Source organism: Streptomyces abyssalis (genome assembly GCF_001751365.1).
In the GTDB taxonomy this organism is placed as follows: Bacteria; Actinomycetota; Actinomycetes; order Streptomycetales; family Streptomycetaceae; genus Streptomyces; species Streptomyces abyssalis.
Genome location: NZ_LJGT01000040.1, coordinates 1030999 through 1055653, shown reverse-complemented (window position 1 = coordinate 1055653; position 24655 = coordinate 1030999). Strand labels below are relative to the sequence as shown.

20 protein-coding genes and 1 pseudogene are annotated in these 24655 nt (G+C 72.3%); 5 read left to right on the top strand and 16 right to left on the bottom strand.

From position 1 onward, the window contains the following. Positions 1-116: 116 nt before the first annotated feature. Positions 117-2201, top strand: a complete 2085-nt coding sequence (locus AN215_RS19415) for an anthranilate synthase family protein (RefSeq protein ID WP_079123197.1) — start codon at positions 117-119, stop codon at positions 2199-2201. Between the two features lie 131 nt (positions 2202-2332). Here the strand turns inward: AN215_RS19415 and AN215_RS19410 are convergent, their stop codons facing one another. The 4 genes from AN215_RS19410 to AN215_RS19395 form a co-directional block, all read right to left on the bottom strand. Beyond that, positions 2333-3361, bottom strand: a complete 1029-nt coding sequence (locus tag AN215_RS19410; protein ID WP_070011975.1) for a 6-phosphofructokinase — start codon at positions 3359-3361, stop codon at positions 2333-2335. Between the two features lie 151 nt (positions 3362-3512). After that, positions 3513-4160, bottom strand: coding sequence for a response regulator (locus AN215_RS19405; RefSeq protein WP_070012117.1), 648 nt, complete (start codon positions 4158-4160; stop codon positions 3513-3515). A 199-nt stretch (positions 4161-4359) separates the two neighbouring features. Beyond that, complete coding sequence (gene macS / locus AN215_RS19400) at positions 4360-5565, bottom strand: MacS family sensor histidine kinase (protein ID WP_070011974.1); 1206 nt, start codon at positions 5563-5565, stop codon at positions 4360-4362. A 75-nt stretch (positions 5566-5640) separates the two neighbouring features. Continuing rightward, complete coding sequence (locus tag AN215_RS19395; RefSeq protein WP_079123272.1) at positions 5641-6498, bottom strand: lysophospholipid acyltransferase family protein; 858 nt, start codon at positions 6496-6498, stop codon at positions 5641-5643. 214 nt (positions 6499-6712) lie between these two features. On the opposite strand from AN215_RS19395, the gene AN215_RS19390 reads away from it, so the two are divergent. Further along, a complete protein-coding gene (locus AN215_RS19390) occupies positions 6713-7489 on the top strand; it encodes an alpha/beta hydrolase (protein ID WP_070011973.1) in 777 nt (258 codons plus the stop codon). Beyond that, positions 7479-8219, top strand: a complete 741-nt coding sequence (locus AN215_RS19385; RefSeq protein ID WP_420856192.1) for a hypothetical protein — start codon at positions 7479-7481, stop codon at positions 8217-8219. The genes AN215_RS19390 and AN215_RS19385 overlap by 11 nt, the downstream gene beginning before the upstream one ends. A 36-nt stretch (positions 8220-8255) precedes the next feature. Here the strand turns inward: AN215_RS19385 and AN215_RS19380 are convergent, their stop codons facing one another. The 6 genes and pseudogenes from AN215_RS19380 to AN215_RS19355 form a co-directional block, all read right to left on the bottom strand. Continuing rightward, complete coding sequence (locus AN215_RS19380; RefSeq protein WP_070011972.1) at positions 8256-9020, bottom strand: endonuclease/exonuclease/phosphatase family protein; 765 nt, start codon at positions 9018-9020, stop codon at positions 8256-8258. A 63-nt stretch (positions 9021-9083) separates the two neighbouring features. Beyond that, a complete protein-coding gene (locus tag AN215_RS19375) occupies positions 9084-10025 on the bottom strand; it encodes an ROK family glucokinase (protein WP_070011971.1) in 942 nt (313 codons plus the stop codon). A 254-nt stretch (positions 10026-10279) separates the two neighbouring features. Then, positions 10280-10780: pseudogene (locus AN215_RS29900) on the bottom strand (DUF5304 domain-containing protein); the annotation flags it as partial. Between the two features lie 132 nt (positions 10781-10912). Then, positions 10913-12190, bottom strand: a complete 1278-nt coding sequence (locus tag AN215_RS19365; RefSeq protein WP_070012115.1) for an ArsA family ATPase — start codon at positions 12188-12190, stop codon at positions 10913-10915. Between the two features lie 220 nt (positions 12191-12410). After that, positions 12411-12887, bottom strand: coding sequence for an SRPBCC family protein (locus AN215_RS19360; RefSeq protein WP_070011969.1), 477 nt, complete (start codon positions 12885-12887; stop codon positions 12411-12413). 137 nt (positions 12888-13024) lie between these two features. Then, positions 13025-13786 carry a metallophosphoesterase family protein gene (locus AN215_RS19355; protein WP_070011968.1) on the bottom strand — a complete coding sequence of 254 codons (762 nt, stop codon included), beginning with the start codon at positions 13784-13786 and terminating at the stop codon, positions 13025-13027. Positions 13787-14083: 297 nt separating this feature from the next. On the opposite strand from AN215_RS19355, the gene AN215_RS19350 reads away from it, so the two are divergent. Then, a complete protein-coding gene (locus AN215_RS19350) occupies positions 14084-15895 on the top strand; it encodes an AMP-dependent synthetase/ligase (protein ID WP_070011967.1) in 1812 nt (603 codons plus the stop codon). An 81-nt stretch (positions 15896-15976) separates the two neighbouring features. Here the strand turns inward: AN215_RS19350 and AN215_RS19345 are convergent, their stop codons facing one another. After that, positions 15977-17119 carry a glycosyltransferase family 4 protein gene (locus tag AN215_RS19345; RefSeq protein ID WP_070011966.1) on the bottom strand — a complete coding sequence of 381 codons (1143 nt, stop codon included), beginning with the start codon at positions 17117-17119 and terminating at the stop codon, positions 15977-15979. A 219-nt stretch (positions 17120-17338) separates the two neighbouring features. Here AN215_RS19345 and AN215_RS19340 point away from each other — a divergent pair, with 219 nt between their 5' ends. Then, on the top strand, positions 17339-18781 hold the full coding sequence (locus AN215_RS19340) for a glycosyltransferase family 87 protein (RefSeq protein WP_070011965.1): 1443 nt from the start codon (positions 17339-17341) through the stop codon (positions 18779-18781). On the opposite strand, the gene AN215_RS19335 is transcribed toward AN215_RS19340, so the two are convergent. The 5 genes from AN215_RS19335 to AN215_RS19315 all read right to left on the bottom strand — a co-directional run bounded on the left by AN215_RS19335 (position 18738) and on the right by AN215_RS19315 (position 24491). Continuing rightward, positions 18738-19877 carry a hypothetical protein gene (locus AN215_RS19335; protein ID WP_245694552.1) on the bottom strand — a complete coding sequence of 380 codons (1140 nt, stop codon included), beginning with the start codon at positions 19875-19877 and terminating at the stop codon, positions 18738-18740. The genes AN215_RS19340 and AN215_RS19335 overlap by 44 nt on opposite strands. 190 nt (positions 19878-20067) lie before the next feature. After that, positions 20068-21060: a C40 family peptidase gene (locus AN215_RS19330; RefSeq protein WP_070011964.1), complete on the bottom strand. Its 993-nt coding sequence runs from the start codon at positions 21058-21060 to the stop codon at positions 20068-20070. A 321-nt stretch (positions 21061-21381) separates the two neighbouring features. Further along, complete coding sequence (locus tag AN215_RS19325; protein ID WP_070011963.1) at positions 21382-22413, bottom strand: C40 family peptidase; 1032 nt, start codon at positions 22411-22413, stop codon at positions 21382-21384. A gap of 367 nt (positions 22414-22780) precedes the next feature. Further along, on the bottom strand, positions 22781-24070 hold the full coding sequence (locus AN215_RS19320; protein WP_070012113.1) for an NYN domain-containing protein: 1290 nt from the start codon (positions 24068-24070) through the stop codon (positions 22781-22783). Between the two features lie 181 nt (positions 24071-24251). Next, positions 24252-24491, bottom strand: a complete 240-nt coding sequence (locus AN215_RS19315) for a hypothetical protein (RefSeq protein ID WP_070011962.1) — start codon at positions 24489-24491, stop codon at positions 24252-24254. Positions 24492-24655: the final 164 nt, after the last annotated feature.

Below are 24655 nucleotides of genomic sequence, written 5' to 3'. Positions count from 1 at the left end.
AGACGCGAAGGCCGCCCGAGGGGCGGCCTTCGGTGTGTGCACGGCTGTTCCTCCCGCGCGAACCCGCGTGACCCGCGTGACCCACGCATCCCGGGAATCCCAGGAAGGAACGTCCGATGGCCGAGCACCATCCGCACAGCCACAGCCACAGCCACAGCCGGACCCGCGCCCATTCACCTTCACCCTCACCGTCCGCGGCCGAGCTCGTAGGGCGGCTGCTGCGCGACGACGCCCCGCCCTTCGCGCTGCTGCGCAGAAGGACGCCCGGCCGCCCGCACGACACCGTCGAGGTCCTGACCGGGCCGGTCCACGAGGCCGCCCGGCTCGCGGACATCCCGGACGGCGGACTCGGCGCCCTCGCCCTCGTGCCGTTCCGGCAGATCCGCGAGCGCGGCTTCGGTGTACGCGACGACGGGACGCCGCTGGCCGTACTCGTGCCGCGGGAGGTGCACGAGCTGCCGCTTGAGGACGTCGAGGCGGCACTGCCCGCGCACCGGGTGCGGGTGGAGGACGGCGCCTTCGACGTCTCCGACGAGGAGTACGCCCGTACCGTGCGCCGCGTCGTCGAGGACGAGATCGGGACGGGCGAGGGCGCCAACTTCGTGGTGCGGCGCACCTTCGAGGGCGGCATTCCGGGCTTCCGCCGGGCGGACGCGCTCGCGCTGTTCCGGAGGCTGCTGGCCGGTGAGCGGGGCGCGTACTGGACGTTCGCCGTGCACACCGGCGACCGGGTCCTGGCGGGGGCGAGCCCCGAGGTGCATGTGCGAATGGCGGGCGGCACCGTCGTGATGAACCCCATCAGCGGCACCTACCGCCACCCTCCGGGCGGGCCCACCGCCGAGGGTCTGCTGGACTTCCTCGCCGACCGCAAGGAGAGCGAGGAGCTGTCGATGGTCGTCGACGAAGAGCTGAAGATGATGTGCACCGTCGGCGACAGGGGCGGTGTGGTGGTCGGGCCGCGGCTGAAGGAGATGGCGCATCTCACCCACACCGAGTACGAGCTGCGCGGACGCAGCACGCTGGACGTGCGGGAGGTGCTGCGGGAGACGATGTTCGCCGCCACGGTCACCGGCTCGCCCGTGGAGAACGCCTGCCGCGTCATCGAGCGCCACGAGCACGGCGGGCGGGGCTACTACGCGGGTGCCCTGGCACTGACCGGCCGGGACGCGGGCGGTGCCCAGACCCTCGACTCGCCGATCCTCATCAGGACCGTGGACATCGACGCCCGGAGCGGCCGGCTCCGCCTCCCGGTGGGTGCCACGCTGGTCAGGGCCTCGGACGCGGCGAGCGAGGTGGCCGAGACCCACGCGAAGGCGGCAGGCGTGCTGACGGCGCTGGGCGTGCGCGAATCCCCCGCGGGCAGTACGCGGGCGGGCCGGCGGCCCGGGCTGTCGGACGATCCCCGCGTACGGGCCGCCCTCTCCGCCCGGCGTGCGGACCTGGCGCCGTTCTGGCTGCGGCTGCAGACGGGCGGCGAGGGCGAACGGGAGCGCGCGTCCGGCCCCGTCCCGCCGTCCGGGAAGCTGCTGGTGGTCGACGGTGAGGACACCTTCACCTCGATGCTCGCCCACCTGCTGCGGGCCACAGGCGCCGAGGTGGAGGTGCGCCGCTTCGACGAGCCCGGGCTGCGTGAGACGGCGCTCGCGCACGACGGCCCGGTCGTGCTGGGCCCGGGCCCCGGCGATCCGCGTGACGGGGCCGATCCGAAGATCCGCGTTCTGCGGTCCCTCGCGGCGGAGCTGCTGCGGGACCGCCGGCACGGGCTGCTCGGGATCTGCCTCGGGCACGAACTGATCGCCGTGGAACTGGGGTTGGAGATCGTACGGAAGGCACAGCCGTATCAGGGCGCGCAGGAGACCGTCTCAGTCTTCGGACGGCAGGAGACCGTCGGCTTCTACAACTCCTACGCCGTGCGCTGCGGGCCCCGGCAGGCGCGGGAGTGGGACCGGGCGCCGGGGCCGGAGCGGGTCGAGGTCAGCCGGGACGCCCGTACCGGTGAGGTGCACGCGTTGCGCGGCGCGGCGTTCGCGAGCGTGCAGTTCCACCCGGAGTCGGTGCTGACGCTGGACGGGCCGGGGATCGTGGCGGACCTGCTCGCGGCGGTGACGGCGGCCGGTACGGCCGGTACGCCCGATCGGGCAGGTACGACCCGTACGGCAGATACGACCCGTACCACCGGCACGACCGGTCCTCGGCGCTGACGAGCGGGAGCCCCGGGCCCCGCGGGGGGCTCGGGGCTCCGGAAGTCCGGAAGTCCGGGCTTCTCCGTGGCCGCGTCTGCGCCACGGCGGGCACTTCGCCATGGCGGGCGGCCTCGCTCGGCCGTCGCAGCTCAGCCGAAGAAGACCTCGGCCTCCTCGTACAGCTCGGGGTCGACCGTCTTCAGCGTGGCAGTGGCCTCCGCGATGGGGACCCGCACGATCTTCGTACCCTGCAGCGAGACCATCTTCCCCCAGTCCTGGTCCCGTACGGCGTCGATCGCGTGCAGCCCGAAGCGGGTGGCCAGCCAGCGGTCGAAGGGCGTGGGGGTGCCGCCCCGCTGGATGTGCCCCAGCACGGTCGTACGGGCCTCCTTGCCGGTGCGCCTCTCGATCTCCTTCGACAGCCACTCGCCGACGCCCGAGAGCCGGACATGGCCGAAGGAGTCGTGCGAGTCGTCCTTGAGCACCATCTCGCCGTCCTTCGGCATCGCGCCCTCCGCGATGACGACGATGGGGGCGTAGCTCGCCTTGAAGCGGGACTCGACATGGCGGCAGACCTCGTCGACGTCGAAGCGCCGCTCGGGGATGAGGATGCAGTTGGCGCCGCCGGCCAGGCCGGAGTGCAGGGCGATCCAGCCCGCGTGCCGCCCCATGACCTCCACGACGAGCACGCGCATGTGGGACTCGGCGGTCGTGTGGAGCCGGTCGATGGCGTCGGTGGCGACGCCGACGGCCGTGTCGAAGCCGAAGGTGTAGTCCGTGGCGGACAGGTCGTTGTCGATCGTCTTGGGGACGCCGACGCACTTCACGCCGAACTCGTCGGTCAGGCGGGCGGCGACGCCGAGGGTGTCCTCGCCGCCGATCGCGATGAGGGCGTCGACGTCGAGCTTGACCAGGTTGTCCTGGATGCGGCGTACGCCGTTCTCCTCCTTGAACGGGTTCGTGCGCGACGAGCCCAGGATCGTGCCGCCGCGGGGCAGCGTGCCGCGCACAGCGGGGATGTCGAGCTGAACGGTGTCGCCCTCCAGCGGGCCCCGCCAGCCGTCGCGGAACCCCACGAAGTCGTAGTGGTACCGCTGGACGCCCTTACGGACGACGGCCCTCATCACCGCGTTGAGCCCGGGGCAGTCGCCGCCGCCCGTCAGCACTCCGACCCGCATGGGATCTCCCTTCTCACATCGCCGCACGCGCGCTGCGCCGCACGGCCTGTACGCAACTGCGGCCACGCTAGCGGTGATCCACATCACGAGGGGCCGGCTGGTGGGACGTTTTCCGATCAGTTACGGGACGCGGGCCGGCCCGGAAGCGGAATCACTCCTCGTCGAGGCCGCGCTGGATCGCGTACCGCACCAGTTCGACCCGGTTATGGAGCTGGAGCTTGCCCAGAGTGTTCTGCACGTGGTTCTGCACGGTGCGGTGCGAGATGACGAGGCGTTCGGCGATCTGCCGGTACCCCAGGCCCTTCGCGACGAGCCGCAGCACCTCGGTCTCCCGCTCGGTGAGCCGCGGCGCCGCGGGCTCGCCGGAGCCCGCGGCGGGCGCGGGGTCCGATGCGAGCCTGCGGTACTCACCGAGGACGAGGCCGGCCAGGCCGGGCGTGAAGACCGGGTCGCCCACGGCGGTCCGGCGCACGGCCTCCTGCAGCTCCTCCATGCTCGCCGACTTCACGAGATAGCCCGTGGCCCCGGACTTCACCGCCTCCAGGACGTCGGCGTGCTCACCGCTCGCGGAGAGCACCAGCACGCGCAGCCCCGAACCGGGGCCGACCAGCCGGCGGCACACCTCCACCCCGGGGATGCCGGGCAGGTTCAGATCCAGTACCAGCACGTCGGGGGCGGCGGCACGTGCGCGGCGCACGGCCTGGGGGCCGTCGCCCGCCGTGGCGACCACCTCGAAGCCGGCCTCGCCCAGGTCGCGGGCCACCGCGTCCCGCCACATCGGGTGATCGTCGACGACCATCACCTTCACCGGGGGCTGCGGGCCCTCCGCGCCGCCCGCGGCGTCCGCCTCGTCCTTCGCGGCGTCCGCCGCCTGGTCCTTCGCGGCGTCCGTGACGCCGTCCCTCATGCCGTCCTTCGAGCCGTCCGCCCGGCCGTCCGTCGCGGAGTTCGCCGCGTCGCCGTTCGTGTCCGTCATCGCCCCCGCCGTCTCTCCTCCGTCACTTCACGCGGCTCCCCGACCGCTTCGGCACCCGCAGCTCCACCTCGGTGCCCTGACCGGGAACCGAGACCAGCTCGGCGCCGCCGCCCAGGTCCCGCAGCCGCCCCCGTATCGAGAGCGCGACTCCCATCCTGCCTTCGGCCTCCGCGTCCGCGAGCCTTCCTTCCCGGATCCCGGGGCCGTCGTCGCGCACGGTGACGAGCACGGTGTCCGGCTCGTCCTCCAGCAGGATCCACGCCCGGGCCTGCGCGCCGTCCGGTCCGCCCGCGTGCTGCCGCACATTGTCCAGGGCGGCACTGACGGCGGCCGAAACCTCCTGAGCGGCGGCGGCGGGCAGCAGTACGGGCGCGCCCGGCTCGACGAACGTGACGCGGGCACCCGCGTACGGCGAGAGCAGCGCGCGCAGGTCGCACTCGGACGTACCGGCGGGCTCCGCGGCTCCGTGCACGGATCCGCCCGCGCGGCCTCCCCCGTCCGCCGCCCGGACGGACTGAGCCGGGACCGTCTCACGCGATACGAGGCTGCGCAGCGCCACCTCCTGCTCCCCGGCCATCCTGCCCAGCTCCGCGGCCTCGCCGCCGATCGCGGTCCCCCGGCGCTGCACCATGGCCAGTACCTGGAGCACGCTGTCGTGGATGTCCCGGGCCAGCCGCTCCCGTTCACGGGTCGCCGCCTCGATCTGGAGGGCGTGGGCGAGGGTCCGCTCACTCGCCCTGGCCACCTCGATGACGTAGCCGATGCCGATGCTGGCAACGCACACCAGCAGCACGTTGTGCAGGGTGGGCCGCGTGACGGTGCCCTGTTCGAGGATGTTGGCGAGCCCGACCACCGCGGCGGCGACGGCACCCCAGCGCCAGCCCCCCTTGATCGCGAAGGCCAGCACGGGCCCGGCGACCCAGATGGACGGGAGGGTCGGTCCGATGCTGCCGTGTGCGTCGACGTGGACGGAACCGAGGATGCCCGCGACGGCCAGGGTGATGTCCACGGCGAGGAAACCGTTCGTGCAGCGCCGTGCGGAGAGGACCCTGGGGATGGTGGCCAACGTCCACACCGTCAGCACGGCGAGATAGAGCGCGCCCGGAAGCGGATGGGCGAGACGCCCGTACGACCAGGCGAAGACCGAGAGCGCATAGCCGAGCGCCAGCAGCCGGTAGCCGAGCAGTGCCCGCCACAGCGGCCGTTCCACGGATGTTCTCAGGACCATCTGTGCCGGCCCGCCCCCCTGTTCGTGTGCTGCGTCTGTTCAGGCCGCCCTGTCGCGTCAGGCCACCTCGTGGCGTCAGGCCGCCCTGTCGCGCTCGCTCATCCTGCGCCGGACCGCCGCGAGTCTGGCCGCCGGTCCCGCCGGCCGTCCCCCGGGGTGGCGCGGCCGGCCGGAGGCGCCCCTCCCCGCGTCCTGGTCCGCCTGCTTCTCCGCCTCCCGGCCGGCTTCCTTCGCGGCCTTCTCCGCGTCGGCCTTCCGCTTGGCCTCCTCGGCGAGTTGGCGCTTGGCGGCGGTGGCGTACATGTCGACGTACTCCTGGCCGGACAGTCTCATGATCTCGTACATGACCTCGTCCGTGAGGGCCCGTTGGATGAAGCGGTCGTTCTCCATGCCCTGATAACGGCTGAAATCCATCGGCCTGCCGATCCTGATGCCCGGACGCATCAGCTTCGGCACGACCTGCCCGGGTGGCTGGATCTTCTCGGTGTCGACCATCGCCACGGGCACGACCGGGGCTCCCGAGCGGAGCGCGACCCGCGCCAGTCCGCCCGGCTTACCGCGGTAGAGGCGGCCGTCCGGCGAACGCGTGCCCTCGGGGTAGATGCCGAACAGCTCGCCGGCGGCGAGCACTTCGAGCCCGCTGCGGATCGCCGCCTCCCCGGCGCCGCGCACGCCGGAGCGGTCCACGGGCAGCTGCCCGACGCCCTTGAAGAAGGCCGCGGTGAGCTTCCCCTTCACACCCGGCGACGTGAAGTACTCGGCCTTGGCGATGAATGTGACTTTGCGGTCGAGCACAGCGGGGAGGAAAAAGGAGTCCGAGAAGGACAGATGGTTGCTGGCGAGAATGGCCGGGCCCTCCACGGGCACGTGCTCAAGCCCTTCCACCCAGGGCCGGAAGGCAAGCTTGAGCCCGTTGCCTACCGACAGTTTCATCGCTCCGTAGAACAAGCCGAGGACCTCCTGATTCCGGTACGGCGAGCCTATCTCGCCCTCACGGAAGCAGCGCTCCTGCGTCGGGCAGTGCTGAACTACCCGGCGTCCATCCCCCACGCGTAGGCTGGCACCGGCCCGCTCGCGAGCGGGCGCCGCGCACTGGCACCACCTTCACAGCGCCGACCGACTCGACGACGACCGGCTGGAGGCCGACGTGTCCATCCTTCCCGGGGCCGAGCCCATGCGCCATGACGGATCGGAGACGGGCGTCCTGGTGTGCCACGGGTTCACCGGCTCCCCCCAGTCCGTACGCCCCTGGGCCGACCATCTGGCCGCGAAAGGGCTGACGGTCTCGCTTCCGCTGCTGCCGGGGCACGGCACGCGCTGGGAGGATCTGGCCGTGACGGGCTGGCAGGACTGGTACGCGACCGTCGACCGTGAGCTGCGCATGCTGCTCGGCCGCTGCGAACAGGTCTTCGTCTGCGGTCTGTCCATGGGCGGCGCCCTCGCCCTCCGGCTGGCGGCACGGCACGGGGACGCGGTGAGCGGCGTCGCGGTGGTCAATCCCGCGGTGACGTTCCCGCGACTGCAGGGGTACGCGCTGCCGCTGGGACGCTTCGTCCTTCGCTCGGCGAAGGGCATCACCAGTGACATCGCCAAGCCCGGTGCCAGGGAGGTGGGTTACGAGCGGGTGCCGACCCATGCCGCCTACTCGGCCCGGGACTTCTTCCGCCGTGTGCTCGGCGAACTGCCGCAGGTGACACAGCCGCTGCTGGTCATGCACAGCAGGACGGACCACGTGGTGCCGCCGACGGACTCGGCGCTCGTGCTCAGCAAGGTCTCCTCGGACGACGTGACGGAGACCGTGCTCGAGGACAGCTATCACGTGGCCACACTGGACAACGACGCGGAGCGCATCTTCGCGGACTCCTACGGATTCATCACCCGGCTCGCAGCTCAGAAGACGGAGACGGCACGCGATGGAGCGTAACCCCGGCGCGGAGGACCACGGCCACGGCGAGGACGACCCGGAGCACCCGGCACGTGGCCGCGAGGAGCGCGGCCACGAGGAACCGGGCCGCGAGGAACCGGGCCGCGAGGAACCCGGCCACGAGGAACCCGGCCAGGACGGCCTCGGGCACGAGAGGCCCGGCCGGGCCGAGAGCGACGACGGGGGGACACCCGTGCCCCTCGACGAGGCGGCCGCCTGGGAGCAGATCGTCGCCTCGTACGGGGACCACCCCAAGGCCGATGACATGGCACCGGCGCCGGAGCCCGGCGGTGACGCCCGCACCGGCACGGCCGCGCGTCCCACCCCCGGTCCTCGTCCCGACAGTGAGAGCGAGGGCGACGAGGGCGGCACTTCGGTGCGCAGCTTCACGGTCTACTCGGCCGGTTCGGGCCCCCGCGACTGGAGCCTCCCGGCGGCCGACGACGACTTGGGCGGCCCGGGCGAGGAGGACGAGGAGGGCCACTTCGTCCCGCCGGAGCCGCCGCCGCTGCCGCAGGCCGACACGACGGGGAAGTTCGCCTGGATCGCCGTGCTGGGCGGCCCGCTGCTGCTGGTCTTCACGGTCCTTCTGCAGCAGGACCTGACGTGGTGGATCACCACGCTCGGCATCGGCGGCTTCCTGGGCGGTTTCGCCACGCTGGTGGCCCGGATGCGGGACGGCCGGGACGAGGACGACTGGGACGACCCGGGGCGCGGCGCCGTGGTGTGAGCCGCCCCTCTCCGGTGCGGGGCCGTGCCCGTCCGGTCAGACCCCGGGCACCGGCGGCACACGCAGCGCGGCCAGTACCGGCAGATGGTCCGTGGCGGTGCGCAGATCCGCGGGCGAGACGCCGGCCAGGCCGTCCGGTACGCCGCAGCCGAGCACCTCCACACCCCCGGACGCCAGCACGGCATCGATGCGCTGGTGCGGGTGCAGCGGCGTCGAGGTGTACTCGCCGCCCCACGGCGCCACGGCCCATCCGTCCTGCAGTGCGGCGGCGAGCGAGCGGAAGGTACGGCCCCGGGGGCGTTCGTTGAGGTCCCCCGCCGCCACCGTGTGCGGCGTGCCCAGTGCCGCGAGGCGGTCGAGGAGCTTGCGCCCCTGTGCATGCCGCTCGTCCTTCTGCAGGCTCAGATGGCAGCTGAGCACCCCGAGCCTCGCGGCGGGTCCGAACTGCAGCACCGCTGTGGCGAAGCCCCGCCTGTGCAGGCCGGGCGTGTGAGGCAGCAGCACGTCCTCGGTGCGCAGGACCGTGGCCCGCAGCGTCGCCAGGATCATCGGCCCGGTGGCGGGTGCCCCGCCCGTCACGTAGACCATCCCGCACTCGCGTGCGAGCCACGCGGCGTGCTTGCGCCAGCGGAAGAAGCGCGGGGCCTCCTGCACGCACATCACGTCGGGGGCGCACGCCCGGATGACCCGGGCGAGCGCCTTCCGGTCGTCCCGCATGGAACGGATGTTGTAGCTGAGCAGGCGGACGACGGCCGAACCGTCAGGCTCGGTACGTCCCGCGGGCAGATCCGCCAGCGTCATCGGCGCGGCTCTCACATTCCTCGGTCGTTCGGCTTCACCCGTCGACGGGCTCCGTCCCGGCGCTCAGCCCTGCCGCGCGAGGTCGGCGACGCCCACCATGCCCGCCTTGCCGCCCAGTTGGGCCGCGAGCACCTCGGCGTGCGGACGCCAGCGGCTGCCGACGAGCCAGCGCCGGTAGGACTTACGGATCGGGTCGAGCACCAGATCGCCCTCGTCCGAGACGCCGCCGCCGACGATGAACGCTCCCGGGTCGAAGAGCGAGGCCAGGTCGGCCAGGCCGGCTCCCGCCCAGCGCGCCAGCTCCCGGAAGGAGTCCACCGCGACGGGGCAGCCGCGGCGGGCGGCCTCACTGATGTGCTTGCCCTCGACGCCCTCCGGGGTGCCGTCGCCGAGCCCGAGCAGGATCGCGGCGTTCTCCGGTGTGGCCGTGGCGCGCTGCCGTGCGTACCGCACGAGCGCGCTGCCCGACGCGTACTGCTCCCAGCAGCCCTGGTTGCCGCAGCCGCAGAGCAGGCCGTCCGGCACCATCCGGATGTGCCCGAACTCGGCCGCGACGCCGAAGCGTCCGCGGTGCAGCCTGCCGCCGATGATCACTCCGCCGCCGAGGCCCGTGCCGATGGTGATGCAGACGACGTCCTCGTGGCCGGTGCCGACGCCGAACTTGTACTCGCCCCAGGCTGCGGCGTTGGCGTCGTTCTCGATCACGACCGGCAGGTCGATCCGCTGCTCGACCTTGTCCTTGAGCGCCTCGTGCCGCCACGTCAGATTCGGCGTGAACAGTACGGTCGCCCGCTTGTCGTCCACATAGCCGGGCGCACCGATGCCGACGGCGTCCACCTCGTACTCGGCGCTGGCGTCCCGCACCGCGTCGCCGATGGCGTCGATCACGCCGTCCGCCGTGGGCGGGGTTGGAACGGTGCTGGTTTCCAGGATCGTCCCGCGCTCATCGACCACGCCGGCCGCGATCTTGGTGCCGCCGATGTCGACGCCGATAGTGAGTCCCATGTGTCCCTCGGTTTTTCCGGTCCTGCCCCGCTGCGCAACACCGTACCGGAGGGGCCGCACCGCCCGATCCCGCGCGGGGGCAGGGGGCTTGGGAGTCAGGGCATCCGGTCAGGACATCCCGTGAGGACGACCCGTCAGGGCTTGTCGGGACCCTCGTTCGCCGGGCCCGGTCCGTCGGGGCCGTCGGCGTCGGTCTGCCCGGCCTCGCCCGTCGCTCCGGCCCCACCGGCTTCTCCGCCCTCTCCCGGGTCCTTGTCCAGGTCGATCCGCTCGATCCCGGACGGACGGGACGGCCCGGAGGTGACGCTCCCGCGCGGCCCTGCAGCACCGCCCGAACCCGTGCCGGGGGTGCCGGTGGTGTCAGGGGAGCCTGCCGTCCACCGGCCCTCCGCTTCCTGTACGGCCGCGCGGTAGGCGGCGAGCAGTTCCCCGCCGGCGGCTGCGAGGTGGTCGAAGACCTGCGGGTTCCGCTCGACGACCGGCTCGATGGCCGCCCTGGCCTGCGCGATCAGCTGCTGTGCCATGCCCTGGGCGGCGGATGTGGCCATCGTGCCGCCCAGGGGCCTGCCCAGCTCGGCGACCTTCTCGGACACGGCGTCCGCGAGACGCCTCAGCTCCTCGGCGGCGCTGCCGTACTGCTGTCCGTGCTGCGCGCGCCGGCGGGCCTTCTCGGCGGCGAGGTCTTCCTCGCAGGCGGTGGCCCAGGCGTCGGCGTCCGGCGCTTCCGGCGCTTCTGACTCGGCGGCATCGCTCATGGCGGCGCTCCTACGGCGGAGAGGAGGGAAGTCGACTCGTATCCGACGTTACCCGAACGGCCGGGCGGCGGAGACGGTACGGGACCCCGGACCGGGCCACGGAGGGCACCGACACCCCGGGCGGCAGCCGCGTCAGCGGTCCGTACCGTGCGGCCACAGCGCGGGGTCGGGGGCGCAGCGCACCCGCAGCTCGCCGCCGTCCAGCGAGGCACCCACGACCCTGCACCGGCGCAGCGCGGACGGCAGAGGGAACACCCGCCGGTACGGTCCGGCGCCGAGGATCAGCTCGTCCCCGCGGCGTACGAGATCCAGCTCCTCCTTGCGCACCGCCGGCAGCGCGAACCGCCACACCAGCAGGCCGTCCTGTGCCAGCCGGTCCTCGACGGCACCGGCCGGGCCGGTACTGCCGGTCGGTCCGCTGGGTCCGGTCGTGCCGTCGGTCCCCCCGTCCGTGCCTGCCGTCTCCGGGGCGAGGCGCAGCAGATCGCCGGCGCCGCGCGGTTCACGTCCCAGATGCGGCAGCTCGCGGACGGGCACACCCTCCGAGGCGCACTCCTCGCGCCACGCCTTGAGCACCGTCTGCTGCTGCCCGGACAGCGAGGCCGTCCAGGCGTCCGGACTGCCCGACGGGACCACCCTGTTGGCGACGACCGCCTCCAACGGCAGTCCGTACAGCCCCAGCCCGGCGCGGCCGAGGCGCAGCGCCTCCGCGGCGAGCGGGCCGGGTTCGGCGACGAGCCGCACGGTCGTGCCGGGCGAGGCCATCAGGCCCTGCACATCGGCGAGTTCGACGTCCCAGCGGTCAGCGGTGGCGTACAGCGCGTCCGTGGGCATCGGTACGCCCACGAGCTGTGCGAGCGCGGGCCGCAGGGCCCGCGCTGCCTGACGCTCGGCCGGCAGCAGCCTGCGCAGGTAGCGGCGCAGCTGCGCGGGCAGCGCCAGGGTGCGCAGCGCGACGGGCGTGGGCGGCAGATCGACGACGAGGGTGTCCCACTCCCCCGCGGCGTGGGCGGCCCGCACGGCGCTGAGCAGCGCGAATGCGTCCGCGCCGGGCAGTTCGGTCAGCTCGTCCCCGTCCAGCGGCTCCGAGCCCAGCAGGTCCAGCACCTTGCGGCCCCGCTCCTGCAGAGCGACCGCGGCTTCCCGGAAGTGCGCCCCCGAGTCGGTACGGGCGGCGTGCAGCAGCCCGTCGGTCCCGGGAACGGCCGGGCCGGGCCCACCGGCGGTGCCCATGGAGCCGGGCGCCCCGGTGGCGTCGAGGGCTCCGTCCGCCATGCAGAGCATGGCCTCCAGCGTCCCCGGCGCCTCCCCGCTCAGCAGCAGGGTCCGCCGGCCTCTGCGGGCGGCGGCGACGGCGCTTGCGGCGGCCACGGTCGTACGTCCGGAGCCTCCCGCACCCGTGACCAGCACCGTCCGCGTCGCCGTTCCGCCGTAGCCGGCACCGGACTCGCGCGCACCACGGCCCTGCGGCCCGGCGCCGTTCTCCGGCGCGCTCCGTCCCGGTTCGCCGTCCGCCGGTACGCCCCGGTCCTCCGGCCCTTCACCGTCCGCCGGTACGCCCCGGTCCTCCGGTGCGTCACGCGGCCCCGGTACGCGGCGGCCGTCCTCCCCGTGCCCGTGCACCCCCGCGTCAGCCTTTGGCGGCGTCCGCGCCCGTACCGGCGCCACCGCCCGACTCGACCCGCTTCTTCAGGCCGGACAACGCACGGTCGATGATGACCTTCTCGGCCTTGCGTTTGATCATCCCGAGCATCGGGAGCTTGACGTCGACGGTCAACTGGTAGGTGACCTCGGTGCGTTCGCCCCCGGCCACCGGCACCAGCCGGTAGACGCCGTCCAGTTCGCGCAGCATCTGGGACTTCACCAGCGACCAGCGGACCTCGTTCTCGCCGATCCACTCGTAGGCCAGGGTGTGTTCGTCCTTGATGGCGCCCGCGTCCAGCAGCAGCCTCACCTGCTCGGCGCGCCCGTGCGCGTCCTCGGAGAGGACCTCGGCCTCCTTCACCTCACCCGTCCACTCCGGGTAGCGGGCGAAGTCGGAGATCACTCCCATCACGGCGGCCGGGGCCGCATCGATGGTGATGTTCGAGCTCGTGTGTTCCGCCATCGCCGTGGCTCCTCCATATGCTGCGCGCGGCCCCCGATTCCCGCTGGCAGGCTACCGCGCGTGTCCGCCACGGGACGTACCGGCCTCGTCCGCCCGGGAGCGGCCGCGGGGCGCCACGACGCGTCTCACCGCTCCGGTCACCACTCCAGCACCCAGGGCGTGCCCGTCGCGTTGAAGTGGCCCACGTTCACGCACTCGGTGGGACCGATGCGCATCCGCTGCACCAGCGGCTGGTGCACGTGTCCGAAGAGGTGGAAGCGCGGCCGAACGGAACGGACCGCCCGCAGCAGCGCCTCACTGCCGCGCTCGAAGCGGCGCGCGACGACGTCGTAGCACAACTCCGGTACCTCGGGCGGGATGTGCGAGCACAGCACGTCGACCTCGCCGAGCGCCTCGACCTTCGCCGCATACGTCTCGTCGTCGATCTCGTACGGGGTGCGCATGGGCGTCCGCAGCCCGCCGCCCACGAAGCCGAACCGCAGCCCGCCGATGTCCGCCGTCTCGCCGTCCAGGACGGTGGTGCCCTCCCGTGCGTACTCGGGCCACAGGGGCGGCATGTCGACATTGCCGTAGGTGGCGTACGTAGGCGCCGGGAAGGCCGCGAACAACTCGGCGTACTGCTTGCGTACGGCCCGCTCCGTCGCCGCCGCCCTGTCGACTCCCGCCCAGAGACTGCGGGAGAACTCGCGGGCCTCAGCGAAGCGGCGGGCGGTGCGCAACTCCACTATGTGGTCCGCGCTTTCGACGCCGAAAAGGTCGGGGAAGATGCCCCGGGAGTGGTCGGCGTAGTCGAGGAAGAGAATGAGATCTCCCAGGCAGACGAGCGCGTCGGCGCCCTCGCCGGCCGTCGCGAGGTCGCGGCTGTTTCCGTGCACATCGCTGACCACGTGGACTCGCATGGCCACACCCTAGAGCGCAGGACCGCCCGCATGGCACCCCCGCTCCGGCCCCTCCCCACCTGCGGTTACTTCCCCCTCACCGCGTGCGTGGATTACGCTTTCGGGCGACGCCCCCGCGGCACCCCCGAGTCGTGTGACGCATCAGACATCTGAGTACAACCCCCTACCCCGCTCACTCTACTCGTGGGTAACGTCCGGGCCGTCAGACATCCGGAGCCTTCCCCCGGCCCGGATCCGAGCCATCGGAGGCCGCCCCCCACGGTCGCCGTCCTCCGGCCGCGACGAGGAGCAAGAGTCTTGCGCGAGTTCAGCCTTCCGGCGCTCTACGAGGTGCCGGCCGACGGCAATCTGACGGATCTCATCCGCCGCAACGCGGCTCAGCATCCCGATGTCGCCGTCGTCGCACGCAAGCAGGGCGGAGAGTGGGCCGACGTCGGCGCCGCCGCCTTTCTGGCCGAAGTGCAGGCTGCCGCAAAGGGTTTGATCGCCGCCGGTGTCCAGCCCGGCGACCGCGTGGCCCTGATGTCCCGTACGCGCTACGAGTGGACGCTGCTCGACTTCGCGGTCTGGAGCGCCGGCGCCGTCACCGTCCCCGTGTACGAGACGAGTTCGCCGGAGCAGATCGCCTGGATCCTCGGCGACTCGGGCTCGGTCGCCTGCGTCGTCGAGTCGGAGGACCACACCCGGGCCGTCGAGTCCGTACGGGACCGGCTGCCCGCTCTCGCCCACGTCTGGCAGATCGAACCGCAGGCGGCCGCGGCCGGCACGGGGGCGGTCGAGCAGCTCACGGCCGCCGGTGCCGGCGTGGACGACGCGACGGTCGACGTCCGCTCCTCCAGTGCGCACGCCGACTCCCCGGCCACCATCGTCTACACCTCCGGCACGACCGGCCGCCCCAAGGGCTGCGTGCTCACCCACCGCAGCTTCTTCGCCGAGTGCGGCAACGTCGTCGAGCGGCTGCGCCCGATGTTCCGTACGGGCGAGTCCTCGGTGCTGCTCTTCCTCCCCATCGCCCATGTATTCGGTCGGCTGGTGCAGGTCGCGGCGGTGATGGCGCCGATCAAGCTGGGTCATGTCTCGGACGTGAAGTCCCTGACGGACGAACTCGCCGCCTTCCGGCCGACGATGATCCTCGGCGTGCCCCGCGTCTTCGAGAAGGTCTTCAACTCCGCCCGGGCGCAGGCCCAGGCGGGCGGCAAGGGCAAGATCTTCGACAAGGCCGCCGAGACCGCGACGGCCTACAGCCGCGCGCTCGACGACCCTTCGGGTCCGTCGCTCGGACTGAAGCTGCGGCACAAGCTGTTCGACGTGCTCGTGTACAGCAAGCTGCGCGCCGTGCTGGGCGGGCTCGCCACACACGCGATCTCCGGCGGCGCGCCCCTGGGCGAGCGGCTCGGGCATTTCTACCGGGGCATCGGCTTCACCGTGCTGGAGGGCTACGGCCTCACCGAGTCCTGTGCTGCGACGGCTTTCAATCCGTACGACCGGCAGAAGATCGGCAGCGTCGGACAGCCGCTGCCCGGCTCCGTCGTGCGCATAGCGGACGACGGCGAGGTGCTGCTGCACGGCGAACACCTCTTCACCGGCTACTGGAACAACGAGCAGGCCACGCAGGAGGCGCTCGCCGACGGCTGGTTCCACACCGGCGACCTGGGCACCCTCGACGCGGACGGCTTTCTGGCCATCACCGGGCGCAAGAAGGAGATCCTGGTGACCGCGGCCGGCAAGAACATCGCGCCCTCGGTCATCGAGGACGGCATCCGCGGGCACGCACTGGTCGCCGAGTGCATGGTCGTGGGCGACGGCCGTCCCTTCGCCGGCGCACTCCTCACCGTCGACGAGGATTTCCTGCCGCGGTGGGCCGAGAAGCACGGCAAGACGGAGCTCTCGCACGAGGAGCTGCTGAGCGACGAACAGCTGCTCGCGGAGCTCCAGGTGGCCGTGGACGGGGGCAACGCCCTGGTCTCGCGGGCGGAGTCCGTACGCAAGTTCCGTGTGCTGGACGTCCAGTTCAGCGAGGAGTCGGGGCACATCACGCCGTCCCTGAAACTCAAGCGCGGGGTGGTCGCCAAGGACTTCGCGGACGAGATCGAGGCCCTGTACGTCTGAGTGCGCGCCGGATGCGAGCACGGCCCGGCGGGGCCTGCCCGTCACGCGCCGCGGGCCCTGCCGTCCCCTGCCGGACAGGGCCTAGAGCAGAGCCTTCAGCTGCTCAGCGAGCATGTCCCAGCGCCACCGCTCCACGACCCACTCCCGGCCCCTTTCCCCCATGCGGGCGCGCAGAGCGGGATCCTTCAGCAGCGTGATCACGCGGTCGGCTGCCTCTTCGGGGGCGCCGCCGCGTACGACCCAGCCCGTCTCCCCCTGCAGCACGGCGTCCGGTGCGCCGCCGGAGTCGCCCGCGACGACGGGCAGTCCGGTCGCGGAGGCCTCCAGATAGACGATGCCGAGGCCCTCCACGTCCAGTCCGCCCCGGCGGGTGCGGCACGGCATGGCGAACACGTCACCGGCGCCGAAGTGCGCGGGCAGCTCCTCCCAGGGGACGGCTCCGGTGAAGCGTACGGAGTGCTCCACCCCCGTTGCCGCCGCCAGCTTCTCCAGGTCACCGAGGTACGGGCCGCCGCCCACCACCAGCAGTACGGTGCCGGGTACTTCGGCGATGATCCGCGGCATCGCCCGGATCAAAGTGTCCTGCCCCTTGCGCGGCACCAGCCGGGATACGCACACGACCACCGGCCGCCCGCTCAGACCCAGCCTTTCGCGCACCGAGTCGCCCCCGGAACCGGGATGGAAGGTCTTCTCGTCGACGCCGGGCGGCAGCTGCACCATCCGGGACGCCGCCTCGGGGGTGAGGGCGCGGGCGATCCTCGACCGCGTGTACTCGCCGAGGTAGGTCAGGACGTCGGTGCCCTCGCCGATGCGGCGCAACAGCTGCCGGGAGACGGGCAGTTGGGCCCACGCGGCTTCGTGCCCGTGCGTCGTCGCCACCAGCCGGCGGGCACCCGCCCGCCGGAGCGCCGGCGCCATCAGCCCGAGCGGGGCGGCGGCGCCGAACCAGACCGAACCGCAGCCGTGTTCACGCAGCAGCTCCACGGCGCGCCGGGTGACCCTCGGCGTGGGCAGCAGCATCGTGCTGCGGTCGCGTACGACGGTGAAGGGCTGCTCGTCGTCGAACCGTGCGGTCTCCTCGTACCCCGCACGGCTCCGCTTGAAGGTGGAGGCGTAGACGACGACGCGGGAAGGATCAAGGCGCAGCGCCATGCTGTGCAGGAACGCCTGGATACCGCCGGGCCGCGGCGGGAAGTCGTTGGTGACGATCAGGGTCTTGTTCATCGACGCCGACAGTACCGTCCGGGTGACCGGCGGCCTCCGCCTCCGGCCTGTCACCTGCGGCGTACGGACCGCCGGGCATGATGAGGCGCAGCGGCCACTCGAACGGGCAGACGCACGGTCGGACGGGCAGGCGGACGCGCGGGGAGACGGCGCACGGGGAACACGGTGAACGGGGCTCCGTGGCGAGGCCACGGCACGGCAGGTGACGGCAAGGTGGGTATGACGGACAGCACGGCGGCTCCGGCACCACGGGGGGCCGGGACGGAAGCGCCGAAGACCAGCGGCGGCAGTCGGGCGGGCGGCCGCGGCAGCCACAGACGACGGGGGCGCCGGCCCGCCTTCATCGCGCTCGCCGGGCCCGTCGCGGTCTGGGCGCTCACGCGCACCGTTCTGCTGCTGTGCGTGTTCAAGGTGGTCACCCTGCCCGGTCCGGATTTCACCAACGACGTCAACGTCATCTACCGCGGCTGGTTCGAGGTACTGAAGTCCGGTGTGTTCCCGGAGAACGACGTCACCTGGCAGTACCCGCCGGCGGCCGCCCTGGCGATCCTCTCCCCCGCCCTGCTGTCCTTCCTCGACTACGCGGCGGCCTTCTACCTGCTGGCCTGCGCCGCCGACGCCGTCGCATTCGGTCTGCTGCTCCATGCGTCCGGGCGCCACGGGCGCACCGGGGGCGCCGGACGCCCAGGGGGCTCCGGGCGGCGCCGCGCGGGCGTCTGGGGCTGGGTGGCGGGGGTGGCCGTGCTGGGCCCCACCGCGTACGCGCGCTACGACCTCATGGTCACGGCCGTCGCCATCGGGGCGCTCCTCGCCGGGGCGCGCCATCCGCGTGCGGCCGGAGCGCTCGTGGCCTTCGGCGCCATGCTGAAGATCTGGCCTGGGCTGCTCCTGCTGGGGACGCCGCGAGGCCGTGCGACGCGCGCCGCGTGGACCGCCGCCCTGATCACGGGTGTCGTCGTCATGGGCCTGTTCGCCGCGACGATGCCGGGCACGTTCGCCTTTCTGGGGTTCCAGCAGAGCAGGGGCACCGAGGTGGAGTCGCTGGGCGCCATGGTCTTCCATGTGGCACGGCAGTTCGGCTGGGAAGGACAGGTGCTGCTCAACTACGGCTCGATGGAGTTCGTCGGCCCGTATGTGAATCTCGTGAGCGACGCCGCGCTCCTGCTGACGTTCGCCGGCTTCGCGTGGCTGGTGCTGTGGCGGCTGCGTGCCGTCAAGTGGACGGAGGCGACTCCCGCGGACGCCGCGTTCACAGCGGTCCTGCTCTTCACCACCACCAGCCGCGTCATCAGCCCGCAGTACATGATCTGGCTGGTGGGTCTCGCCGCCGTCTGTCTGACGCTGCGCACGAGCCGTCAGACGCTGCCCTCGGTGCTGGTGCTGGCGGCCACGGCGGTGACGCTGCTGGAATTCCCGCTGGGCTTCGCCCATGTCGTCGCCAGCGACTGGCTGGGCGTGCTGCTCCTGGCCGTCCGCAACGGCCTCCTCGTCGCCGCGTCGCTGCTGGCGTGCCGGCGGCTGTGGCGCTCGACGAAGCCCGCGCCGCACGAGGCTCTTCCGGAGGACGAGGACGGCTCAGGCGATACGGAGAGTCCCGACGGTCCCCACGGCCGGGACGTCACCCCAGCTCCTTCTCCACGTACGAACGCCACCGCTCCGTGAACTCCTCCAGGCTCAGCCCCAACTCCGCCTGCATGGCCTCGTCGACGGCCGCGTCCTGTCTCTTCTGCGAGGAGCCGACGCGCAGATAGAGGGCCATCAGCTTCTTCTCGCCCCACTCGTCCGCGATCAGGCGGCACGCCAGCCAGCCGCTCTCATATGCCCGGCCCAGCGCCTCGGGGTCGCTGCCGAAGCGGAAGTCGCGGTCGGCGGGGAGTTCGTGGGGCAGCTTCCCGTCCTCCGCGGCGCGTACGAGTTCCGCCGCGGCCTCTTTGGGGCCACGGCCCCTGGCGCCGTAGCCGATCCAGTCGGCGAGCCCTTCCGACAGCCACAGCGGCGTGGCGCGGCCCGTGTGGGTCCGGCTGGCGACGTGCACCGTCTCGTGGGTGACGACGACCTGCTGTCCCTCGCCGCTCAGCTCGCCGTACGCCTCGGGGTTGACCACGATCCGGTCCGCGGGCGCGTCGGTGTACTCCCCGGCCTCGCCGGTGGTGACGGCGGCGATGCCCTCGTAGGAGGAAGCCGGTGCGTCCAGGAGCTGCGCCATGTTCCGCAGCGACGAGGGCGCTTCGACGACGACCCTGCGCGGCCAGCCGCGCGGCCACTCGCGGTCGACCTCGGCAACGGCCCTGTCCGCCTTGCCGGCGAGGGCGCGGAGTGCCTCGCGGCTGCGGTCCGCTCCCAGGACCAGGCTCTGCTTTCCGCGCACCACGGTGACCTCGCCCTGCTCCCACAGCTGCCGGTCGCTGTCCGGCAGTTCGGCGCTCACGTACCACTTGCCGCCACGTTCGGTGAAGGCCAGGCGTTCGGTGGCGGAGACCGGGGTCTGGTCGTCGCCGCGCAGCTTGTAGCGCAGGCGCACGTCGGCCTCGATGCGACTCCGGCTTCCGTCCTTGCCGCCCTCGTCGCCGTCCTCCCCGGCCTCACCGGTCCGCTGTACGTTCCCCACCTGATACGTCCACTGCGTCAGGGGCAGCCTGCGCAGGTTCTCAAACACGCGCCGCTGCGCGCTGCGGTAGCTCTCCTCACGCGGATCGACGGTCGCCAGGTAGGCGCCCTCTTCCCCGCCGCGCACCGCCGCAGCCTGCCGGTCAAGCACGCGCTGCACCGCGGCACGTTCACTGCTCTCACGACTGGGCTCGGCGCCCGAGCCACAGCCGCACGCCACGGCCAGCACGACGCCTGCCAGAGCCGCACTCAGCGCACGTCGGCGTCCGGCGCTTCTCGCGTCACGACACTTCCCAGGTCCAGCCACGCGCACGATCGTACGGCGATGCCTCTGAGCGGGCTCACGGCCGGGTCACGGAGGAGACCGGCATCATGTTCACCGGGTCGTAGCGCACGGGCGCACCCGGGTGCGGTGCGTGCACCACCTGGCCGTCGCCGGCGTACATGCCGACGTGGCTGGCGTCGTCGCGGTAGACCACCAGATCGCCGGGGCGTGCCTGGCTCATCGGCACCTGCCGGCCGGCCGAGCGCTGCGCCTGCGACGTACGCGGAATGGACACACCTGCCTTGCCGTACGCCCACTGGGTGAGACCCGAGCAGTCGAAGGAGGCGGGCCCGGCGGCGCCCCACACGTACGGCCTGCCGACCGCCGAGCGTGCGGCGGCGAGGGCGGACGCGGCGCGCTGGGAGGAGGCCTGCGCACCGCTGCCGGGTTCGAACGACCCGCCGCGCCCGTCCGAGCGGGAGGCGCGCTCGCGCTCCGCCCGCTCCGCGGGGGAGAGTTCGCGCAGCAGCTCGCGGGCCGCCTTGAGCTTCTTCAGCACGGCCTTCTTGTGGCGCGCACGGTCCGCGCGCTCCCGCTCCAGCATGGTGAGCTTCGCCCCCGCCTCGGTGCGCTCCTGCTTCAGGGACCGCTGGGAGCTCTTGAACCGCTGCAGGTCGTCCTGCTGGCGGCTGCCGATGCGGTCGAGGGTCGCGGCCTTGTCCAGATACCCGTCGGGGTCCTCGGTGAGCATCAGGGCGACCGACGGGTCGATGCCGCCGGAGCGGTACTGCGCGCCGGCGAGCGAAGCGAGCGCGGAGCGGAGGCGGTTGACCCGCTGCTGCTTCCTGGCGGCGCTCTCCTGTGCGTACTCGACCTGCCGTTGCAGCTCGCGGGCGCGCTCGTCGGCCGCGTTGTACTTCTCGGTGGCGGCCTCGGCCTGCGCGTAGAGCCTGTCGATCCGGGAGCCGACCGCGGCCCGGTCCGCCTGCGCCCCCGGGTCGGCCGGCCTGGCGCCCGCGGGCGCGGCCGGGGACAGGGCGGCTGCGGCACCCGCCACCGCTGTCAGCACGGCGATGCGGCTCGGCCAACTTCGCCCACGCTGGGAGGGTTTTCGATGACTCCGGTAAGCGACCACGGCGGACGCGCTCCTTCCGTTACGGCGCGGCGAATCTAGCCGCACCGCCAGGAAGGTTCCACGCACCGCGCGCGACGCGGTAGCCCGGACATATGCACGGACCCCGCCGATAGACGCAGGTCAACGGCGGGGTCGGGGATCATTCCGGCGTGTTCGCTTTCACCCGTACGAACGACCTTGTCCGATGGGCGAGATGACGCATGTGTTGCCGGAGTGGCCCAAGTTGCAGTGGAAACGGTGCCAGGAGGCGGAGAGTCAGCCGATCCGCACGCCGAACTGGAACGGCATGTTGTTGATCGACTCATAGCGCACACCTGCGCCCGGCTTCGGCGCGTGCAGGATCTGCCCGTTGCCGGCGTAGAAGGCGACGTGGTGCTGGTCGCCGTAGAAGATGACCAGGTCGCCGGGGGCGAGTTCACCTCGGCCGATCTGGGTTCCCGCGCGCGCCTGATCCTGGGATATGCGGGGCAGGGAGACGCCGGCCTGCTGGTATGCCCACTGGGTGAGGCCGGAGCAGTCGAAGGAGCTGGGACCGGTCGCGCCCCACACGTACGGCGAACCGATCTTGCCCTTGGCGGCGGAGAGCGCGGCCGCGGCACGCTGCGAGGCGGAGGCGTCGCTGCCGAGGTCCACGCGGGAGGCGGAGGCCCGGTCGGCTCTCGCCTGCTGGGCGGCGAGCTTCGCGCGGTCGTCGGCGGTCAGGGTGTTGAGAAGCGAACGCGCCTTGGAGAGCTTCGCCTGGATGTCCTTCTTCTTCTCGCCCAGCTCCTTGCGGGTGTCCTCGAGATCCCGCAGCTTGTCCGAGGCCTCCTGGCGCTGCTGCGACAGATTGCGCTGCTTGGCCTGGATCTTCTTCAGCGCCTCGGCCTGCTTGCTGCTCAACTGGTCGAGCGTGGAGGCCTTGTCGAGGTAGCTGTCCGGGTCGGAGGAGAGGAAGAGCTGCACGGACGGGTCGACGCCGCCGGTGCGGTACTGCGCGGTGGCCATCGAACCCAGGCCGTTGCGCATGTCGTTGAGGTCGTCCTGGCCGCGCGCCACGCTGTCCTGGAGGTTCGCGACCTCCTTGTTCAGCTTGCTCTGCTTCTCCTTGGCGCCGTTGTACTTCTCCGTCGCGCCTTCGGCGTCCTCGTAGAGCTTGTCGACCTTCTCCTTGACCTCCTTCTTGGAGGCCTTGGGGTCGGCTTGTGCCGCCTGAGTGGTGAGGGCCACGGCTGCCGCGGCGGTTGCCGTGAGCACGGTCACGCGGCGAGTACGGCTGGGCTGCTTGGGTCGACGGTGGGACGCCACTGGGGCGAGCTCCTTCTTCCTCAGCCGCCTGCCGGACTGACACTCCGGCTCCACTTCGCCTTGGGCGGGGCTCTGCGGAACGAGGCGGTCCCCCACCGCCGTCCCGGATGGACGGCCAACGTTGCGGAGGTTCGGGGCCAGACATTAGCCACGGGTAATCGTCGGATCAAATCACTCTGAGAAAAAACCCGTCACACAAGCGGATTCTTTACTCAGCTCGCACAGCGAGCGATGAGTGTGTCACGCAGGGGTGCGAACGCTGCCCAAGTGCGCCCGAGTTGGGCACCTGCGTCAGGAGTTGGGTGCGGCACGCCCAGGAGGGGACAAGCAGGTCGATGACTGCCCTGAGCAGTACATCTGGGTACATCTAGGTGCGTCCGAGGCGGCGCAGAAGGAGAGTTGAGGAGACGGGGCGGGCACCGGCCGCCGCGCAGCCGTCCGCCACCTCACGGTCCGAGGAGACGACCACCACGGCACGCCCCGCCGGTTCCGCCCGTACCAGTTGGCGGATGAGTTCGTCCGCGGTCTGCCCCGGCTTGCTGAAGAGCACCCGCACGCCGCGCGGCGGCGCCAGCAGCACGGGAGCGGCGAGTTCCGCACCGTCGAAGACGCATGTGACCTCGGCGCCGGACTGGGCGGCGAGACCGGCCAGCCCGCCCAGCAGCCGCAGGCGCTGCTTGTCCAGCGGCATCGTGGGATAGCCGGTCTTGGTGACGTTGTAACCGTCGACGACAAGATGCGACTGGGGCAACGCGAGGAGCTGGTCCAGGAGTTCCGGATCGGTCTCCGAGAGGGCACGCGCGGCGATGTCACGCGGCGTCATCCGGCCGGGCTCGACGGCCTCGACCGTGTCGGCGGGCCTGCTCGTCGTCGGCGGCAGAGCCAACTCGCGGCGCAGGCCCTGTGCTGCGTCCAGCACGCTGTCCAGGAGCAGCCGCACCCGCATGTCCTCCACGCTGCGCCCCTCGCGGGCGGCACGGCGCCCGGCCTCCAGCGCCGATTCCGCTTCCGCGAGGCGGGTACGGAGCCTGCGGCTCTCGCTCTCCGCTGCCGACTTCTCCGCGGCGGACGAGGAGCGCAGCTCGTCGAGCGCGGTCCGTAGCTTCCGCGCCTCGGCCTCGCGTCGCTTCACATCGCTCTGTGCGCTGCGCAACTTCCGCCGGGTCGCTTCCAGTTCCTTGCGCAGCGACTCCAGTTCGCCCCGGCCCCGTTCGGCCTCCGTGCGCGCGGCGGTACGTGCTTCGGTCAGTTCTCCGCGGAGCCTGGCCAGCTCCCGCTGCGCCTCCTCGCCCGCCTGTTCGGCCTGCGCGCGCTGCGCCTCCTCACCGGCCGCCGCGACGAGCTTGGGCCAGTCGACGGGGCGCAGTACGTACGCCACGGCCGCGACGTCGACCGGGTCCGCGGCCGGCGGCGGGGTGCCGGTGGTCAGCGCCTCGGTGAGCTCCGGAAAGCGCTCACGCAGCTGTTCGGCGATGCGCTCGCGGAAGGCGGGCTCGCTCTCGAGAGCGGCGGCCATCGCATTGGCGCCGAACCGGATGCGGCGCTGCGGGGTGAAGCGTGCGTACTGGCGCAGCGGGGCGGGCAGTTCGCCGACGGTCAGGCTGCCGAGCGCGTCGCCGGTGAACGTCACCACCCTTCTGCGCACCTTCTCCGGCAACGGCTTGTCGAAGGGCTCGGCGTCCCCGGCGCGCGGCGGACCGGCGGGTCCGGGCTCGCCACCGCCCCCACCAGGAGCCGGCGCCGTGCCGGGCCCACGCTCCGGCTCGGCGCCCGGTGCCGACGGCTCGCGCTCCGAGCCGCCGGCGGTCCCATCCACCACCGTTCACACCTGCCGTTTCTCAGACCTGAGCGCCCGGCCGGTCCACGAGCTCGACCTGGTCGGCGGCGTCACACCACCGGCAGCGCACGGATTCGATGCTCTCACTGAGCACCTCCTGCTCCTCGATCCGCGCCTCACCGGCCAGGTCCAGGTGGACGTACTCGACGACCTTGCTGGAGCGCGTCACGTCGAAGCGCGTCAGATTGCCGCAGAGAGTGCAGCGCCACCTGGTTCCGTCCGTGGGCTTGGGGACCGTCATGGTCTCGACCTCATTCCTTCGAGCGTTCACGGGCTTCGGAGCGGTGCGACCACGAGTGCGTGCGGTAACCGGACGAAAGCGCAGCATCGCCTGCCGTAACCCTAGACCTGCCGCACACCCGTGTGTCCCGAGGAGCCTGCCCAGTGGCCGAGCCGTCATGAACC

What these genes read in the sequence shown, in the direction of transcription:
- AN215_RS19415 (WP_079123197.1), top strand. Translation starts at nt 117, where the DNA reads ATGGCCGAGCACCATCCGCACAGCCACAGCCACAGCCACAGCCGGACC.
- AN215_RS19410 (WP_070011975.1), bottom strand. Translation starts at nt 3,361, where the DNA reads ATGCGGGTCGGAGTGCTGACGGGCGGCGGCGACTGCCCCGGGCTCAAC.
- AN215_RS19405 (WP_070012117.1), bottom strand. Translation starts at nt 4,160, where the DNA reads ATGGTCGTCGACGATCACCCGATGTGGCGGGACGCGGTGGCCCGCGAC.
- macS (WP_070011974.1), bottom strand. Translation starts at nt 5,565, where the DNA reads ATGGTCCTGAGAACATCCGTGGAACGGCCGCTGTGGCGGGCACTGCTC.
- AN215_RS19395 (WP_079123272.1), bottom strand. Translation starts at nt 6,498, where the DNA reads ATGAAACTGTCGGTAGGCAACGGGCTCAAGCTTGCCTTCCGGCCCTGG.
- AN215_RS19385 (WP_420856192.1), top strand. Translation starts at nt 7,479, where the DNA reads ATGGAGCGTAACCCCGGCGCGGAGGACCACGGCCACGGCGAGGACGAC.
- AN215_RS19380 (WP_070011972.1), bottom strand. Translation starts at nt 9,020, where the DNA reads ATGACGCTGGCGGATCTGCCCGCGGGACGTACCGAGCCTGACGGTTCG.
- AN215_RS19375 (WP_070011971.1), bottom strand. Translation starts at nt 10,025, where the DNA reads ATGGGACTCACTATCGGCGTCGACATCGGCGGCACCAAGATCGCGGCC.
- AN215_RS19360 (WP_070011969.1), bottom strand. Translation starts at nt 12,887, where the DNA reads ATGGCGGAACACACGAGCTCGAACATCACCATCGATGCGGCCCCGGCC.
- AN215_RS19355 (WP_070011968.1), bottom strand. Translation starts at nt 13,786, where the DNA reads ATGCGAGTCCACGTGGTCAGCGATGTGCACGGAAACAGCCGCGACCTC.
- AN215_RS19345 (WP_070011966.1), bottom strand. Translation starts at nt 17,119, where the DNA reads ATGAACAAGACCCTGATCGTCACCAACGACTTCCCGCCGCGGCCCGGC.
- AN215_RS19340 (WP_070011965.1), top strand. Translation starts at nt 17,339, where the DNA reads ATGACGGACAGCACGGCGGCTCCGGCACCACGGGGGGCCGGGACGGAA.
- AN215_RS19315 (WP_070011962.1), bottom strand. Translation starts at nt 24,491, where the DNA reads ATGACGGTCCCCAAGCCCACGGACGGAACCAGGTGGCGCTGCACTCTC.